This window comes from Gordonia jacobaea, from assembly GCF_965344965.1.
GTDB classification, from domain to species: Bacteria; Actinomycetota; Actinomycetes; order Mycobacteriales; family Mycobacteriaceae; genus Gordonia; species Gordonia jacobaea.
In genome coordinates, this window is sequence record NZ_CBDRLS010000006.1 from 271,450 (window position 1) to 287,628 (window position 16,179).

General features: G+C 67.3%; 16 protein-coding genes and 1 other RNA gene. 9 read left to right on the forward strand and 8 right to left on the reverse strand.

The window, feature by feature from the left end; all coding sequences use genetic code 11:
• The first annotated feature begins 76 nt into the window (after positions 1 to 76).
• Positions 77 to 480, forward strand: an RNA gene (gene rnpB / locus ACRVY7_RS20370) — RNase P RNA component class A.
• Positions 481 to 552: 72 nt separating this feature from the next.
• Here rnpB and ACRVY7_RS20375 read toward each other — a convergent pair.
• The 4 genes from ACRVY7_RS20375 to cobC all read right to left on the reverse strand — a co-directional run bounded on the left by ACRVY7_RS20375 (position 553) and on the right by cobC (position 4,267).
• Positions 553 to 1,212 (reverse strand): histidine phosphatase family protein, encoded by a 660-nt coding sequence (locus tag ACRVY7_RS20375; RefSeq protein WP_431818408.1) that lies wholly within the window; start codon positions 1,210 to 1,212, stop codon positions 553 to 555.
• 8 nt (positions 1,213 to 1,220) lie between these two features.
• Positions 1,221 to 1,958 carry a zinc ribbon domain-containing protein gene (locus ACRVY7_RS20380; protein WP_049698292.1) on the reverse strand — a complete coding sequence of 246 codons (738 nt, stop codon included), beginning with the start codon at positions 1,956 to 1,958 and terminating at the stop codon, positions 1,221 to 1,223.
• 70 nt (positions 1,959 to 2,028) lie between these two features.
• Complete coding sequence (locus ACRVY7_RS20385) at positions 2,029 to 3,186, reverse strand: Nif3-like dinuclear metal center hexameric protein (protein ID WP_431818409.1); 1,158 nt, start codon at positions 3,184 to 3,186, stop codon at positions 2,029 to 2,031.
• On the reverse strand, positions 3,176 to 4,267 hold the full coding sequence (gene cobC, locus ACRVY7_RS20390) for an Rv2231c family histidinol phosphate aminotransferase CobC (RefSeq protein WP_431818410.1): 1,092 nt from the start codon (positions 4,265 to 4,267) through the stop codon (positions 3,176 to 3,178). Before cobC ends, ACRVY7_RS20385 begins: the two co-directional genes overlap by 11 nt.
• A gap of 91 nt (positions 4,268 to 4,358) precedes the next feature.
• On the opposite strand from cobC, the gene ACRVY7_RS20395 reads away from it, so the two are divergent.
• The 3 genes from ACRVY7_RS20395 (at position 4,359) to ACRVY7_RS20405 (ending at position 6,563) form a co-directional block, all read left to right on the forward strand.
• Positions 4,359 to 5,045, forward strand: a complete 687-nt coding sequence (locus ACRVY7_RS20395; RefSeq protein WP_431818411.1) for an HAD hydrolase-like protein — start codon at positions 4,359 to 4,361, stop codon at positions 5,043 to 5,045.
• The gene (locus tag ACRVY7_RS20400; RefSeq protein WP_064867947.1) at positions 5,038 to 5,514 is read left to right on the forward strand and encodes a low molecular weight protein-tyrosine-phosphatase; all 477 of its coding nucleotides are present in this window, start codon (positions 5,038 to 5,040) and stop codon (positions 5,512 to 5,514) included. The genes ACRVY7_RS20395 and ACRVY7_RS20400 overlap by 8 nt, the downstream gene beginning before the upstream one ends.
• Before the next feature lie 65 nt (positions 5,515 to 5,579).
• A complete protein-coding gene (locus tag ACRVY7_RS20405) occupies positions 5,580 to 6,563 on the forward strand; it encodes an SURF1 family cytochrome oxidase biogenesis protein (protein WP_431818412.1) in 984 nt (327 codons plus the stop codon).
• On the opposite strand, the gene ACRVY7_RS20410 is transcribed toward ACRVY7_RS20405, so the two are convergent.
• Positions 6,541 to 7,560 (reverse strand): cobalamin biosynthesis protein, encoded by a 1,020-nt coding sequence (locus ACRVY7_RS20410; RefSeq protein WP_431818413.1) that lies wholly within the window; start codon positions 7,558 to 7,560, stop codon positions 6,541 to 6,543. The two genes, ACRVY7_RS20405 and ACRVY7_RS20410, sit on opposite strands and share 23 nt — an antisense overlap.
• A gap of 22 nt (positions 7,561 to 7,582) precedes the next feature.
• Between ACRVY7_RS20410 and ACRVY7_RS20415 the strand changes: the two genes are divergently transcribed.
• Positions 7,583 to 8,407, forward strand: a complete 825-nt coding sequence (locus tag ACRVY7_RS20415) for a spermidine synthase (RefSeq protein WP_431818414.1) — start codon at positions 7,583 to 7,585, stop codon at positions 8,405 to 8,407.
• 116 nt (positions 8,408 to 8,523) lie between these two features.
• Here ACRVY7_RS20415 and ACRVY7_RS20420 read toward each other — a convergent pair whose 3' ends face one another.
• The 3 genes from ACRVY7_RS20420 to ACRVY7_RS20430 form a co-directional block, all read right to left on the reverse strand.
• The gene (locus ACRVY7_RS20420) at positions 8,524 to 9,348 is read right to left on the reverse strand and encodes a maleylpyruvate isomerase family mycothiol-dependent enzyme (RefSeq protein ID WP_431818415.1); all 825 of its coding nucleotides are present in this window, start codon (positions 9,346 to 9,348) and stop codon (positions 8,524 to 8,526) included.
• Between the two features lie 66 nt (positions 9,349 to 9,414).
• Positions 9,415 to 10,647, reverse strand: a complete 1,233-nt coding sequence (locus tag ACRVY7_RS20425; RefSeq protein WP_431818416.1) for an oxygenase MpaB family protein — start codon at positions 10,645 to 10,647, stop codon at positions 9,415 to 9,417.
• A 68-nt stretch (positions 10,648 to 10,715) separates the two neighbouring features.
• A complete protein-coding gene (locus ACRVY7_RS20430; RefSeq protein WP_431818417.1) occupies positions 10,716 to 12,017 on the reverse strand; it encodes a family 1 glycosylhydrolase in 1,302 nt (433 codons plus the stop codon).
• Between the two features lie 215 nt (positions 12,018 to 12,232).
• Between ACRVY7_RS20430 and ACRVY7_RS20435 the strand changes: the two genes are divergently transcribed.
• The 4 genes from ACRVY7_RS20435 to ACRVY7_RS20450 all read left to right on the forward strand — a co-directional run bounded on the left by ACRVY7_RS20435 (position 12,233) and on the right by ACRVY7_RS20450 (position 16,149).
• Positions 12,233 to 13,216: a CE1 family esterase gene (locus ACRVY7_RS20435; protein WP_431818418.1), complete on the forward strand. Its 984-nt coding sequence runs from the start codon at positions 12,233 to 12,235 to the stop codon at positions 13,214 to 13,216.
• A 55-nt stretch (positions 13,217 to 13,271) separates the two neighbouring features.
• Positions 13,272 to 14,240, forward strand: coding sequence for a helix-turn-helix transcriptional regulator (locus ACRVY7_RS20440; protein ID WP_431818419.1), 969 nt, complete (start codon positions 13,272 to 13,274; stop codon positions 14,238 to 14,240).
• Positions 14,241 to 14,338: 98 nt separating this feature from the next.
• A complete protein-coding gene (locus ACRVY7_RS20445; protein WP_431818420.1) occupies positions 14,339 to 15,439 on the forward strand; it encodes an NAD(P)H-binding protein in 1,101 nt (366 codons plus the stop codon).
• Positions 15,439 to 16,149: a CPBP family intramembrane glutamic endopeptidase gene (locus ACRVY7_RS20450; protein ID WP_431818421.1), complete on the forward strand. Its 711-nt coding sequence runs from the start codon at positions 15,439 to 15,441 to the stop codon at positions 16,147 to 16,149. Before ACRVY7_RS20445 ends, ACRVY7_RS20450 begins: the two co-directional genes overlap by 1 nt.
• Positions 16,150 to 16,179 lie beyond the last annotated feature (30 nt).

The following is a 16,179-nucleotide window of genomic DNA, read 5'->3' on the forward strand; positions in this document are numbered from 1 at the left end:
GCGTCGACCGTGCGCTCCCCACTGCTCACCGGGCGTGCTGTGCGCGCGTGTCAGCGGGCTAAGCTGTACGGGCGAACGAGTCGGCCGGGCGGCCGCGGCGAGCGGAACGGCCAGGTCACTGGTAATGCCGCGCGCCGAGGAAAGTCCGGACTCCGCAGAGCAGGGTGGTTGTCAACGGCAACCCGGGGTGACCCGCGGGACAGTGCCACAGAGAACAGACCGCCGACCGCGAGGTCGGTAAGGGTGAAACGGTGCGGTAAGAGCGCACCAGCGGCGCGGGTGACCGCGTCGGCTTGGTAAACCCCACCCGGAGCAAGGCCGAAGCACGGATCGTGAGGTGCGTGTGCACGGATGATCGAGGGCTGCTCGCCCGAGTCCGTGGGTTGGCCGCTCGAGGCACCCGGCAACGGTGTGTCCAGATGGATGGTCGCCGCCGACTTCGTGTCGGCACAGGATCCGGCTTACACGCCGACTCGTTCGCCCTCGTCCGGATATACCCACTCGGCGGTATACGACGCCCACTCGGCGGTACACGACGCCCAGTCGGCCCGGTCAGGGCAGGTGCGCGGTCTCGTTGACCGAGCGCACCACCGAGCCGCCGTCCGGGTAGAACTCGGTGACCGATACGGACGCGAGGTCGAGGTGGAGGTGGAACAGCAGCTCCGGCCCGACTGTCAGCGCGTGTTGGAGCAGCGTCTTGATCGGTGTCACGTGCGACACCACCACGACGGTCTGCCCCGAATACTTCTGCACCAGTTGGTCTTTCGCGGCGATCACCCGCTCAGCAACCTGCGCGAAGCTCTCGCCGTCCGGTGCCGGGGCGGTGTGGTCGCCGAGCCAGCGGGCGTGCACCTGCGGGTCGCGGGCAGCGGCCTCGGAAAACGTCAGCCCTTCCCAGCCACCGAAGTCGTTCTCGATGAAGCCCGCATCCTCGATCACCTCGCCACCGATCCGGTCGACTACGGCCTGCGCGGTCTGGCGTGCGCGGTCGAGTGGCGAACTGACCACGGCAGCGACGTCGACCTCCGCGGCGATTCTCGACGCCGCGGCGAGTGCCTGCCGCTCCCCCAGCTCGGTCAGCCGGGGGTTACCGCGACCCGAATAGCGTCGTTCGATCGACAGCGGCGTCTGGCCGTGACGTAGGAGCACCAGGCGCGTCGGTTCTGCGCGCTGTCCCTGCCACGACGGCGTGGCCGCCGAACCGGAACTCACGGTTACGCCTACAGACCGGACTCGTTGGTGCGGACGAGAACCGCGCCGCACTCCTCGCACCGGACCACGTCGTCTGCCGCGGCAGCGGCGATCGACGCGAGGGTCCCGCGGTCGAGCTCCATCCGGCACGCTCCGCAGCGTCGTGCCCGCAGGAGACCCGCGCCAACCTTGCCCGCGGCGCGCTGACGGTCGTAGATCGCGAGAAGGTCGGCGGGAATGTCACCGGCGATCGCCTCGCGGCGCGTCGTCGCGACCTCACGATCAGCGTCGATGGTCGCTTTGGCCTCGTCGCGTCGTTTCTCGGCGTCGGCGAGCTGGGTCTGCAGATGTTCGACGGTTGCCGACGCGCGCTGCCGTTCTGCTTCGACGGCTTCCTGCCGTTCCATGACGCCGAGGAGGTCGTCTTCGAGGACTGAGCGGCGGCGCGCGAGGCTGCCGAGTTCGTGCTGCAACTCCGACAATGCCTTGGGCGCCAGGCCTCCGCCGGCGAGCAGCGCGGAGTCCTTGCGCTCGCGGTCGGCCATCCCGGTCACCTCGCTGTCGACGCGTCGATACTCGCGGGTGAGGTCTTCAGCGGAGATGTCGGCGCGCACGAGGTCGTCGCGAGTCGAGTCGATCCGGGTGGTGAGCTCGGCGATCTCGGCTACCTCTGGAAGTGATCTGCCGCGATGGTCGACGCGGGCAACGACGGCATCGGCGTCGGCAAGGTCGAGCAACTGCCGCTGCGCGGACGGGTCGGCCTTCACTCGGCATCGACTTTCATGGGGCCTCCTCGGTTCACACGTTCGGTCAACGGTACGCGGTACCCGCTGTGGCTCAGCAATCCGCATGCACCGTGAACGGGTCCGTCGGCGTCGCGAAGACCTCGACGTCGAGTGCGAGCCTGTCCGCCAGCAGTTCGGCAACCTGTGTGCACCACGGGAATTCGGTGGCCCAGTGCCCCGCGTCGACCAGCACCGGTCCGCCGGCGCGTAGCGCCTCGTCGACCGGATGGTGCCGCAGGTCGCCGGTCAGATACAGGTCGACGCCGAGGCTTCGCACCGTATCGAGCAGCGAATCGCCGGCCCCGCCGCACACAGCAATGGTCTCGACGACACGGGCGGGCTCACCGGTGGCACGCACTCCCCACGGCGAGCGCAGCGCGCCGGCGGCTCGCGTCACGAACTCCCCGACTGTCGACGGCGTTGCGAGCCGGCCGATTCTGCCGAGGCCGGTATCAGAGTCGATGGCTTCCTCGGCGAGGATGTCGAACGCGGGCTCCTCGTAGGGATGAGCAGCGCGCAACGCGGCAAGCACTGAGCGGCGCAGCCGCCGCGCCGCGACCATTTCCACCCGCGCTTCGTCGACATGCGTCCGTTCTCCCAGCGACCCGATCGTCGGGTTGGCCGCACCTCGCGCCTCGAACTGCCCGACGCCGACCACCGACCACGCGCAGTCGCGGTACTCACCGATCGCCCCGGCTCCCGCCGCGAACATAGCCTCACTCACCTGCTCGGCGCTACCCTCGGGCACCATCACGACCCACTTGTCCATCGGCGCCAGCGGCGCTGGCTGCAGCGGTGATGTCTCGACGACGCCGAGCACGTCCGCGAGCGCATCCGACACCCCCGGACGCGCGCTGTCGGCGTTGGTGTGCGCGGTGAACAACGCCGTGTGCGAGCGGATCAGTCGATGCAGCACAGAGCCTTTCGCGGTGTCGGCGGCAACCGAATCGACGCCGCGCAACAGCAGCGGATGATGCGCGACGATGATGTCGACGTCGCCTGCGACCGCCGCGTCGACGACGGCATCGGTGACGTCGACGCAGATCAGCGCCCGCGCAACGGCTTCCGTGCGATCCCCGCACACGAGTCCCACCGAGTCCCACGCTTCCGCCAACCTCGGCGGGTAGACGCGATCGAGTAGATCGGCAACCGACCCCACCGATGTCTCAACCCTTGGTGTCCCCGTTACGAACTCAGCCTCATGCGTCATCGTCGACGTCCTTTCGTGCGCGGGCGAGAGCGTCGATCATCGCGGTGACAGTGGCGTTGTCGCGTACCGCGAGCCGCAGGCGATCGCCGTCGAGGCCGACGAAGTTGGCGCAGCTCCGCACTCCGAAACCCGCTGCGCGAAGGGCATTCTTGACCGCGATGCCATTCGGCATCTCGATGAGGATGAAGGGCGCGGTGGGTGGTGTGCACACCCTGATCCCCGCGAGTGCGAGCCGCTCCAGCATGAAGTCTCGCTCGGCAGCGACGGCGTGAGCGGCGTCGTCGCAGAAGCGTTGTCCCGCAGGGCCGACGCACTCCGCCAGCGCAGCGAGCGCGGGCGTCGACAACGGCCATGGTCGACGCCCGCGGTTCAGCCGTTCGACGACCTCGGGCGACGCCAGGAGGTACCCCGCGCGCAGGCCGGCAAGTCCGAAGGTCTTTGTCACACTGCGGATCACGACGACGTCGTCGGCTCGCATCGACGCGAGGGACTCCGGCTCACGCTCTCCGGTAACCGCGTCGACGGTGAGGTCGGCGAACGCCTCGTCGACGACGAGTATCCGACCCGGCCTGCGCATGGCATCGAGCGCGGCTCTACTGTGCAACACCGACGTCGGGTTGGTCGGGTTGCCGACGACGACGAGGTCGGCATCGTCGGGGACGCGGTCGGCGATGTCGTCGGGGTCGATGCGCCACGGCGGCGGCAATTCCACCTGGGTGATGGGGATTCCGGCTGCCCGCAGCGCGATCTCCGGCTCGGTGAACGACGGCTGGACGAGCGCGGCGTGCCGAGAGCCCAGCCGCGGCAGCATCTCGAACCCGTCCGCGGCACCGGCGAGCAGCATGACCTCGCTCGGATCCCGTTGGTGTAGCGCACAGATCGCAGCGATCGCGGTATCGGCGTGCGCGGCACTCGGATACGACGCGAGGTGCGCACAGGCGTCGACGATCGCTGCGCGGACGAACTCCGGCGCCTCGCCGCGGACGTTGACGGCGAAATCGACGACGCCGGGCTCAACGTCGACGTCGCCGTGTCGGCTGAGCCGGTACACGCTGTCCTGCGGAATCGAGCCTGCTGTCATAACCGTCGAGCCTAACGGTCGAGAGCCGACGGACACCCCGACCGCACCACGCTATTCGGACACCCACGGCGGTACATGTCACGATGGAGCCGTGACTTCTCCGGCAGATCCGCGTGATCCGCGGACAGAACTGTTGTTCGACCTCGACGGCACGATCACCGACAGCTTCTCCGGCATCGTCAACAGCTTCCGGTACGCCCTCGCCGAGGTCGGAGCGCCCGAACCACCCGACGACGTGGTCGCGGGAGTCGCGGGACCGCCGATGATCGACACGCTCACCGGCCTCGGACTCGATCAGGAGACCGCCGACGAGGCGATGCGCGCCTATCGCAAGCGCTACACCGACGTCGGATGGCTCGAGAATTCGGTGTTCCCGCAGATCGGCGAACTTGTCGAGGATCTGGCGGCCCGAGGCCGGAAGATGACGATCGCGACGTCGAAGAACGAGAACACGGCGCGAGCGATCCTCGAACATTTTGCGCTCGCCGACCACTTCGAGGCGATCTGCGGTGCCAGTGACGACGGTTCACGTCGCAGCAAGGCCGACGTCATCGCGTGGGCGCTGAGGCAATCGGGCATCGCGCCCGACCCGGACACCGGACTTCCCGATCACCCCGTCGTGATGATCGGCGACCGTTCGCACGATGTCGAGGGTGCCGAGAGCTTCGGAATCCCGACGGTCTTTGTCTCGTGGGGTTACGCTCGGGCCGGGGAAGGGGACGCTGCCTCGTGGCGCGTCGATTCTGTTGTCGATCTGCGTGAGGTCCTAGGTGTCTGATCAACTACACGTCTGTTTCGTGTGCACGGGCAACATCTGCCGGTCGCCGATGGCGCAGAACATTTTCCGCTCCGCCATCGACGACGCCGGGCTCTCCGACAGGGTCCGAGTGACCAGTCGGGGTACCAGTAGCTGGCACGTCGGCGAACCCGCCGACAATCGCGCACGCACCGAACTGCTCGCCCACGGCTACTCCGACGCCCACACCGCGGCACATCTGGCCCCCGACGACTTCGACGCGGACCTGCTCGTCGCGATGGATTCCGGCCACGCCAAGGATCTCGAACGCAAACGGCTCGGCGACCGCGTGCGGCTGCTGCGCAGCTTCGACCCCGACGCAGGCGACGACCTCGACGTCGCCGACCCGTACTACGGGACACAGGGAGATTTCGCGCTTACCCGTCAACAGATCGAGGCGGCCGTTCCGGGCATGTTGGCCTGGGTCAACGACCGTCTGGGCAACAGTTAGCCGCCGCGGCGTCGAACGGCGCCCCGCACAGCCGACGTCTGCGGGCACCTCGGTACCGTTGAGGCATGCGTGTGCTGCGAACCTTCCTCCGACCTGGGTGGATTGCCCTGGCCGTGGTGGTCGTGGCATTCGCGGCGCTGTGTTTTTCCATCCTCGCTCCGTGGCAACTGGGTAAGAACAGCAAAACCAGCGACCGCAACCACCTCATCGAGCAGGCGGTGTCGATCGCGCCCGTTCCCCTGGCGTCCGTGGCGCCTGCCGGTAGCGGATTCCGATCCGACACCGAGTGGCGCGAGGTTCACATCACCGGCACCTTCCTGACCGACAAGCAGGCTCTCGTGCGTCTGCGTTCGGTCGGCGAGCGCCCGGCCGTCGAGGTCCTGACGCCGTTCCGGGTCGCGGGTTCAGACCGCGTGCTGGTCGTCGACCGTGGGTATGTGCGACCCGAGCAGGGCCAGACTCCGGTCGTTCCCCCACCGCCACAGGGTGAGGTGACCATCGACGGTCGAATCAGGGCCGGCGAGGGCACGTCTCCGGGTCGGGGCGCGGCGGTCGTCGACGGCGCGCTGTCGGTGTACACGATCGACCCCGGTGAACTGTCGCGCGCGACGTCCACCACAATGGACCCCTTCTATATCCAGATTTCGCCGAACCAGCCGGGAGCGCTCGGTGAGATCCCGCTTCCCCAACTCGATTCCGGCCCCTATCTCTCCTACGGGCTGCAGTGGCTCGCGTTCGGAATCATGGCTCCGCTCGGGGCCGGGTACTTCATCTATGCCGAGATCAAGCAGCGTCGCCGGACCCGCGGCACCGTGTCGACGGATTCCGCTGCGGTGACCACAGATTCGCAGGCGCCCGCCGCCGCGACCTCTGCGAGTGCCACGTCCGAACGCGCCGCGCGCCGCAAACGATTGCGCGCAGAACTGCGTGGCGACACCGCCGTCGACGACTCCGACCACTCCGAGACGACTCGGATCGGCCTCGGTCCGGACACCGAACACGCGCCCGACGAGGTCCGCGACAAACTCACCCAGCGCTACGGCGGCTGAGCAGCCGACGCTGTCGAACTGCGCCGAGCACGTAGGCGATCAACACACTCGACGCCAGAGCTCCGAGCTGTACCCGCCGCGACAGGTGCGTCGTCGAATACAGATCCGAAACCTCGGGCGGACTACCGTCCCCGAGCGAGGGACGAACTTCGACGCCGTGCGGGTACACCGTGCGACCGCCCAGACGAAGCCCGAGCGCTCCCGCGAACGATGATTCGACGACGCCCGCGTTCGGACTCGGATGCGCCGCGGCATCGCGTCGCCACGCGCGCAGAGCGCCTGCGCGGTCGTCTCCGAGCACAACGACCAGCACCCCGGCGAGCCGTGCCGGCACGAGGTTTGCGACGTCGTCGAGTCGCGCCGAAGCCCATCCGAACCGTCGGTACCGGTCGCTGCGGTAGCCGACCATCGAATCGAGGGTGTTGACGGTTCGGTACGCGATCAGCCCCGGCACACCCGCGACGCCACCCCAGAACAGCGGGGCCACAGCAGCATCCGAGGTGTTCTCGGCGATCGATTCGACTGCGGCACGCACGATCCCGGCAGCGTCGAGGTGTTCGGGGTCACGACCACACAGGCTGGGTACCAGTGCGCGGGCGGCGTCGATGTCGTCGACGGAGAGACTGTCCGCCACCTCGCGCCCGACCCGGTTGAGCGTGGTGCCACCGAGTACTGCCCAGGTCGCCGCGGCAATGGTCGCAATCCGCACAGGTGAGGAATCGACGCGCCGGGTGGCGCTGTCGACTCCGACGCCGACGGCGATCGCCGCGCAAACCGACGTCGCGGCGAAACCTACGCCCGCCGAGCGCGAGTCGGCGTAGACGCTGCGCTCGAGTCGGCCGATCGCGCGCCCGATACCGGCGACGGGATGCCACCGGCGTGGGTCGCCCAATGCGCGGTCGAGGAGGTAGCCGACGCACAGGCCGACGGGGACGTCGAGTGCTCGACCCGCCGGACCGAACGCGCGCGGACTGGTACTGGATGGGGCTCGACGCACCGCGCGATCGTATCGTCACCTCATGGCCAAACCCCGTCCCGCACCCGTCCCGGGTAGCCACCCGATCGACAGCGGCACCGCCGAGGTGGTTGCCGATCCCATCTCCGGCGGCTGGCTGCTCCTCATCAACGGAACACACAGTTCGCACATCCACCCCGACGATCCGTCGGCACTCGATTTCGAATACCTCCGGCAGATGGCGGCGGTCATCGAGGACCGATATCCCGATACGTCGACGCCGCTACGAGTTCTCCACCTCGGCGGGGCGGCGTGCGCACTTCCCCGGAACCTGGCCGATCGCTACCCGCGGGCGAGGCAGGTTGCGGTCGAGATCGACGCGGAGCTCGCCCGATTGGTGCGGGAGTGGTTCGACCTGCCGCGCGCACCGCTGTTACGTATTCGCGTCGGCGATGCGCGGACGGTGACCGAGTCGCTGACCGAGGGGTCGCGGGACGTGGTGATCCGCGATGCCTTCGCCGACGCACGTACGCCGTCGCATCTGACGACAGTCGAGTTCGTACAGGCGGTCAAACGAGTGTTGACTCCCGGCGGGCTCTATCTCGCCAACTGCGGCGATGCGCGAACTCTCGACCTGGTGCGCGCCGACGCCGCAGCAGTCGCGGAGGTGTTCGCCAATGTCATGCTGATCGCCGATCCCGCGATGCTCAAGGGACGTCGAACCGGCAACGTCGTCGTGGTGGGCAGCGACGACGACCTCGGTCCGTCGTCGACATTGGTGCGCACCCTGCTGAGCGATCCTCTACCCGCACGCACGATTGCAGGAAGCGAAGCGCGAGCGTTCGGGCGTGGAAAGCAACTTCGCGATCCCGAACAAGGTGTGCGATAGGGGTATTTATTACCCCCCGATACTCCTGGTATCGATCGTTCAGATGACACTTTCTTGGGCAACTAAAATTGATCGATGCGATATCTCAAAACCCGATAGAAAGCCCGTTCGACGTCTCAGATCACATAGTCGAGCCGAGCGAGCACGTCCTTCGCCAGCCCCTCGTCACCGGTGACGGTCACCGTGCTCGGATCCGCATCACGCCGACCGCCGACCAGGCGGGCCAGGTCGACTCCGTCGACACGCAGGGTGACGTCCGCGGCGTCGTCGCCACCGTCGAATGACTCGACGAGCCCGGCACGCCCCTTCACCGCGACCCTGGCGTCACGGGGTGCGACACCACGGATCTCGAACCGAACCCTGCTGCCTTCCGGCGCCGACGCACGCTTGCCCACCACGAACGGCAACGACGAGCAGATCTCGTCGAGTGCGACGCCCGCGGTGACAGGATCGGACGGCACGCCGTCGGCAAGGACGTCACGCAGATCGATCTCGTGAATCCAGCAGTCGAAGACGCGGATGCGCATGAATCGTCCGTAGGTGTCGGGCCCGGCCGGAGTGGCCGTCTGCGCGTCGAATTCGTCCTGCGTCATCGCCGTGAGTGCTGCGGTGCGCACGTCGATGATCTCGTCGAGTGCGGCGAGCACCTCTTCGCGAGGCTTGTCACGGAAGTGATCGGCCCATCGCTCGTTGAGTTCGCCGATCGGATTCTTCACGTGCGTTCGCGAGGCGATGTCGTCGGCAGCCTCGACATCCCGGCCGGCGAGCATGCTCTCCGTGCCGATGATGTGCGCAACGATGTCGGCGTTGGTCCAACCCGGGAGCACAGATGGCGCCGACCACTGCTCGTCGCTCAGTTGCGCCGCGAGTGACCGCACAGTGGACCACTCGGCGAAAAGTGCCGCGGTGATCGAGTCCTTGTCGACGACGGTGGGTGGCATGTTCTCGTCCTTCGGGTCCTGCGGCGCTGTGCGCCTGCGCGCGGGGCTGTCAGTGCACCGCTGACACTAGCGGTTCTCGAGAGCTCCGAGGTGCGGTTGACGGTCGCCGAAATGGCGAAAGTGGGCGCGCTCAACGGCTTTGGCACCGAGAAACTCGAGGTAGCGTTCGCCGACCGGCGTTTTGCCGATGATGCGGTGGTTCACCGTATTGCGCAGCCACGCGGAACCGATTGCCCACGGAAGTGCCTGTCGCTGCCCCAGATCTCGCATTCCTCGAGGGCCGAGAAAGGCTTGCAGCATGCTGAGCAGTCGGAGCCGGGTGTAGATTGCCGACGCAGCGGGAAACCACTTGTAGTTCAGATCTTTCTGCGAATCGACCAGCGCTGTCGTGAGCTGCGCTCCGGCGTCGGTGACGTCACCCTGTGCCAACAGCACCGCGTAGCTGAACTGATGCTGGGCTACCTCCTCGTCGAACAACCAGTCGTCGTCGACACCGACCAGCCACCCCACGTACTTCCACAGATGCATCAACGCGCGAGAGTCCTCGCGACTGACAGGCACTCCCAGCGCCCGCACACCCATCAGGAGCGTCCCGCTGAACAGGCTCAGCGTTCCGGCCAGGTCGGCTTGATTGATCGGTAGCCCGTGACGGGCGACGTCCCATCGACCGTTGTTCTCGAACGAGTGGTTGACCAGTGCGTGCATGAGTCGCACGTGAACCGTGAGTTTCCAGCCTTCGCCCCGACGCTGCATGCCGCCACGGCGGCCGACCTCGATCCCCCAGGCCTGGGTTTCGCCGAGCCTGCGCACGACGGTCGATCCGCTAAGCCCTCCGGTGGCGACGAGGAGATCGGGAGGCCCACCGAATCGATAGCCTCCGATCAACGACAGTTGCAGCAGGACATCGTTGGCGTTCTGTCCCAGTCGTCTGTACACACCGGCGCCTCGCTCGAGGAGGTCGGAATCGACCCACTCGGGCGTGTTCTCGACGGTGGCGAAGAACTCGCGCAGGGCCGGGGGTGCATCGGCAGGAACTTCCTCGAGCGCGTCGCGGAACTGTTGCATGCTGACCCGATCGGCCGAACCCCGTGGTGCGCGCATCGCCCGGACCAGAGCGGCAGCAGGTTCGTCGCGCATCATCATGCGCTGACCGATGATGTCGAGTTCGGCGGTGGTCGGCTCGCGCAGGCGCATGGAGACCTTCAGCAGCCGTCCGATTCGTCGGCCCCGTCGCTCGGCCGAGTGAAATCGCACTGGCGGACGTATCGCCGAGCCCTCGGGCCGTTCCATGACCGTCATGAGACTAAACTAACAATCTGTCTCATTCACCGCAATGACCACTTCTCCGACACACGGATCGCTGCGGGTCAGCGCACCGGCTGGTCGCAACTCGCGGGAGCGGCGACCAGCGAGCACCACTGGGCGGGGCGAGTCGGACGATACGTCGACCCCACCCCGTTGCGCGCGGTGATGTCGCGATAGGCCGCCACCGCGTCGGTCGGTTGTCTGCGCAGCGTCGGATCTGTCTTGACGTCGACGGTGTACAGCCCGAATCGTGGTGTGTACGAACCCCATTCGTAGTTGTCGGTCAGGCTCCAGTAGTTGAACCCGATGACCGGGATGTGGTCTGCGCGCGCCCGTCCGACCCAGTAGACGAGGTCACGCAGGTGATCGCCGCGCCGATAGCCGTCGGGGCGCGGTGCGCCGTTCTCGGTCGGCATGCCCGTCTCGACGACGTAGAGGGGTGTGCCGGGATAGCGCCGCGCGAGATCACGGAGGGCGTAGTAGATGCCGTCGGCCGATACCGTTGCGTTCCAGTTCTTTCCGGTGGCCGCGTTGATCGCGCTCAGATCGGTGACCGATGCTGAGTAGTAATAGTCGACGCCGATGAAGTCGAGCGAATCGCGCACCCGATCGACGAACGCGGCGTCGACGATCGGCTCGACGGTCGGGACGTATGCGATGTTCGACGACACCATGGCGCCGGGCTGGCGTTGGTGAATGTATCGGTAGATCGAGGTGTGCACGTCGACGAGCCGATCGCGCATCGTCACGCTCGCGGACACGGGAAGCCCACCCATGCGCAACTCGTTGACGGCGTAGATCGTCGGCTCGTTGATCGTGATCCACAGCGGATTGGCACGTGCGTACCTGTCGACGACGAATCGCGCGTTCCGCAGCCACGCCCGCGGAGTCGACGCATCTGCCCACCCACCGCGTGCCGCGACCCATCCCGGGTAGACCCAGTGGTCGAGGGTGATCATCGGCCGCATCCCCGCGCTCACGATCGCTGCGATGAGGTCGTCGTAGTAGGCGAGCTCACGACGGTCGACGACTCCGGGCTTCGGCTCGATGCGGGCCCACTCGACGCTGACCCGAAAGACCGTGACACCGAGCGACTTCGCGAGCGCGATATCCGAGCGATACCGATGACGAAAGTCGACGGCCGACCCCACCTTGTCGTCGGTCTTGCCCGCCGCGACATACCGTGTCCAGTTGCTGTCCGGAGACGACCCTTCGGACTGGAAACCCGACGACGACACTCCCCAGAGGAATCCCGGAGGCAGGGTTCCCGGCCCACCTGCCGACGGATGTGCTCCAGGCGGTTGCGCTCCTGCCTGGGTGGGAAGTGCACACACCGCCGCGAGCAAGGCGACCACCAGCAACATCAGCGGTGTGCCAGCGTATTTCCGACGAAGAATCCCACAGACTCCCCTGCCGGTCGGTGTGTGGGCCGGGCGACGCACCATCATGGCGCTCAGCATCGCAAACAAGACGCTTCGGTCGTGCCGAATCGGCACGACTGCACCGCGAGGCTGCGCCGGCACGTGAATCCCCCAGACGGATCACACCGTTGTTTGCGCCGACCCACTATTCTTGCCGGGTGCCGCGATCCGCCCGACGCCGTGCCTGGCGCACTGCACTCTCACTCGTCCTCGGCGTTCTCACCGCCGTCGCTGTTGCCTCGGTCGCCGAGACCGTCCCGGCGGCGAACGCCGTCGAACCACGTCATCACGTGGCCGACCTCTCCGGTTGCGCCGGACCGCACCGTCTCGCACCGGGGACGTCGAAGCATGCGACGACCGTCGGCGGCGTCGAGCGCACCTACAGCGTCAACGTGCCCGCCGGTTACAGCGGGCAGTCGACGTATCCGTTGATTCTGGCGTTCCACGGGCACGCTGAACCCGCGGCGACCTTTGCGCGGTTCACCGGTCTGGCGCAATTGCCGGCGATCGTCGTCTATCCGGAGGGGCTGCGCGGCACCGACGGACTCGTCTCGTGGCAAGGGGCGCCGTACTCTTCGCCGCGCGCCGACGACATAGCCTTCACCAGGACGATCCTGCGTGAGATGCGGGCGGCGGCGTGTATCGACTCGAGCCGCACGTACGCGGCGGGCCGGTCGAACGGTGGCGGACTCGTCGCGATGCTCGCGTGCAGGCTGCCCGCCGAGTTCGCCGCCTACGCGGTGGTGAGCGGGGCGTTCTACGACGCCGGGCGCCCGAATTGCCCCGGCGCGCCGCCCGCGTCCATCATCGATTTCCACGGCACGGCCGACCGAACGATCCACTACGACGGCGGCGTTCGCCACGGCGGCGCCTACGCGCCCGTGATGGATTGGCTGTCGGGGTGGGCGGCACGCGACGGTTGCCTGCCGCAGCCGCTCAAGTTTCCGGTCAATCGCTACGTCACCCGTATCGACTGGCCGATCTGCGGGGCGTCGGGTCACGAGATCACCCACTACCGCGTCAATGGCGGCGCGCACGTGTGGCCAGGCTCCACCGGCAGCCCGTCGCGGGCCGGGCAGATGAGCAACTCGATCTCGGCAACGTCGCTGATCTGGCAGTTCTTCACCCGCCACACAAAGTGACACGATCAGCGCATTGCGGACCACAATTGTCCGCAATGCGCGCGAGAATGAGCGCATGCTCGATTCGTCTGCACGACTTCTCCAGCTCCTGTCTCTGCTCCAGATGCGCCAGGAGTGGTCGGGCGACGACCTCGCCACGCGACTGAACATCACCAAGCGCACGGTGCGTCGCGACGTCGACAAGCTGCGCGACCTCGGCTATCCCGTCGACTCGACGGTCGGCGTCGGGGGCGGCTATCGGTTGGGCGCGGGCGCCGAGATGCCTCCGCTGCTACTCGACGACCAAGAGGTGCTCGCCGTCGCACTCGGACTCAACGCCATCAGCAGTGCCGCCGTCAGCGACATGACCGAGGCGTCTACCGGTGCACTCGCCAAGTTGCGACAGGTGATGCCCTCACGGTTGCGGCATCGACTCGACGCCCTCACGCTCGATACCCTTCCGCAGGGACGCCGCGACACCGAGGTCGCCGCAGACGTGCTGTCCGACATCGCGACCGCATGCCATCGCTCCGAGCACCTGCGATTCGACTATCGACGTCACGACGGAACCGAGAGTCGACGCGAGGTCGAGCCGTACAGACTGGTGCGCAAGGGATCTCGGTGGTACCTGGTGTCGTGGGACCCCGACCGCGACGACTGGCGCTCGTTTCGCGTCGACCGCATGACGGTGAAGTCTCCCAACGGACGACGCTTCGTCCCTCGTGAACTCCCCGAAGGTGGCGCCGCCGCATTTCTGGCGCGCAGCCTCGGCGCTGCGTATCGGTCTGCCACAGCGCGGGTGCGCATTCACGCACCACTGGCCGTAGTCGAGAAGATGGTCGACGATGCTTGGGGCACAATCGAATTCGGCGATGGTTCGAGCTGCGAGCTCACGATCTACAGCACATCGCTCACCTCGATCGCACGCTGGCTACACGCCTTCGACGCCGACTTCTCGGTTCTCGAACCCGCAGCACTGCGCGACGAATGTCGGGCCGTCGCGGAACGCCATGTGCAAATCGCCGAACGGTACCGCCGCGCCTGACCCCCACGCGATGTCGCCACGTGATGTTGCCGTGATGATTCCGTGATGCCGTAATCACGAGTGGGCCACGCACTCGTGCGCTGGCTATGGTGGCGCCAATGCGGCTCATGGTCACCGGTGCAACCGGCTACGTCGGCTCACGACTCGTCGACGCCCTTCTCGCTTCCGACAACGAGGTCGTCGTCGCGTCACGATCGCCAAAGCGGTTGTCGCGGTACGGATGGTCCGACGACGTGACCGCGGTCGAGATGGATGTCGACGACGCCGACTCGGTACATGCCGCCATCGAGGCGGCAAGTCCCGACGAGCACCCGGTCGACGCCCTGTACTACCTCGTCCACGGCATCGGGCAGGCCGACTTCGCCGACGGCGACCGCGCCGCCGCACGGGCCGTCGCCCAGGCGGCGCGCAGTCGAGGCATCCCCCGCATCATCTACCTCGGCGGTTTCGTGCCAGATGGCGACGAGATGTCGGCACACCTGCAGAGCCGTGCCGACGTCGGTGAGGGCCTTGCGATCGACGGCGGTGCCGAACTCGTCTGGTTGCGTGCGGCGGTGATCCTCGGCGCGGGCTCGACGTCGTTCGAGATCTTGCGCTACCTGGCCGACCGCTTCCCGGTGATCCCCGAGCCCGGCTGGATCGACAATCCCATGGACCCGATCTCCATCCGCGACGTCATCCACTACCTCGTCGCGGCCGCCGACCCGTCCCTACCCGCGGGTTCCTACGACATCGCAGGCCCCGACACCGGCGTCTACCGATCGATTCTCGACGAGTATCTCCGCGCCGTGCGCATGCCTCGACCGCGCGTGCGTGTGCCATCGATCAGCACCCGGCTCGCGGGTAAGGTCGGGGGCATCATCACTCCAGCCCCAGCAGCACTGACCGAAGAACTGGTCACGTCACTGCAGTATCCGATGCGCGCCTCCGAGCACCGCATCACCGAGTTCGTGTCCCCACCGACCGGAGGTCTCACCACTATGCGAGACGCGATCCGCGCATCGGTCGACTCGCCGTATCCCCGACCGGTGTCCGAGCTCGACGATCTGCATCACCTCGCCGACACCGACCCCGACTGGGCGGGCGGCGACCTCCTGCGCGCCCGTCGCGCAGCACTGGGCGCGGTGGTCGGCGTGATCGGTACCGTCGCAGGCGTGACGCTTGTCGCACGGCGTGTTCTCGGGCAATTTCTGCCCTGATGTCGACCGCCTCCCTGCCCCGGTCGGTGACCCGGCTCCTCGACGCTGTCGCGGTCGACCGCAACACAGATCAGCCCGTCTATTCGACGCCTCGTCGACTTGCCGTGGTCGGGTTCCTGCTCATCGGCGCCGTCTTCTTGGGGGTCTCTCTCTCGGTGACACCCGGCGACACGGCGTTCTACCCGCTGACACTCGGCCTCGCGGCCACCTGGATCATCGGGGCGATAGCCACCAGCCGTCTGTCTGCCGGACGGTTCTCCCTCGACGGGGAGGGCTCGACGTCGGGAGCCGTTGCGCTCGGAGTGGTCGCCGGCGTCGCGATGGGCGCGGTGTTCGTCATCGGCGCGTTCCTCACGAAGCTGATCGGACCGCTCAGCGACCTCGTCAGCAGCGTGCTCGCCTTCGCCGACTTCGGCAGCATCGCGGTCGTCACTGCGATCACCTTGATCAACGGCGCCGCCGAGGAACTGTTCTTCCGGGGCGCGGTGTACTCGGCGGTGCGCCCGCATCACCCGGTCGTCGTGTCCACCATCGTCTACACGATCGCGACGCTGGCCAGCGGAAACGTGATGCTCGGATTCGCCGCGATCCTCCTCGGCGCGGTGTGCGCGATCCTGCGCCGCTGCACCGGCGGCGTCGTGGCGCCGATCTGCACCCACGTCGTCTGGTCGACGATCGTCCTGTTCGCCCTGCCGCCGATTTTCGGCTGACCTCGGACCTCCCGGCCCCCACCCCCGACC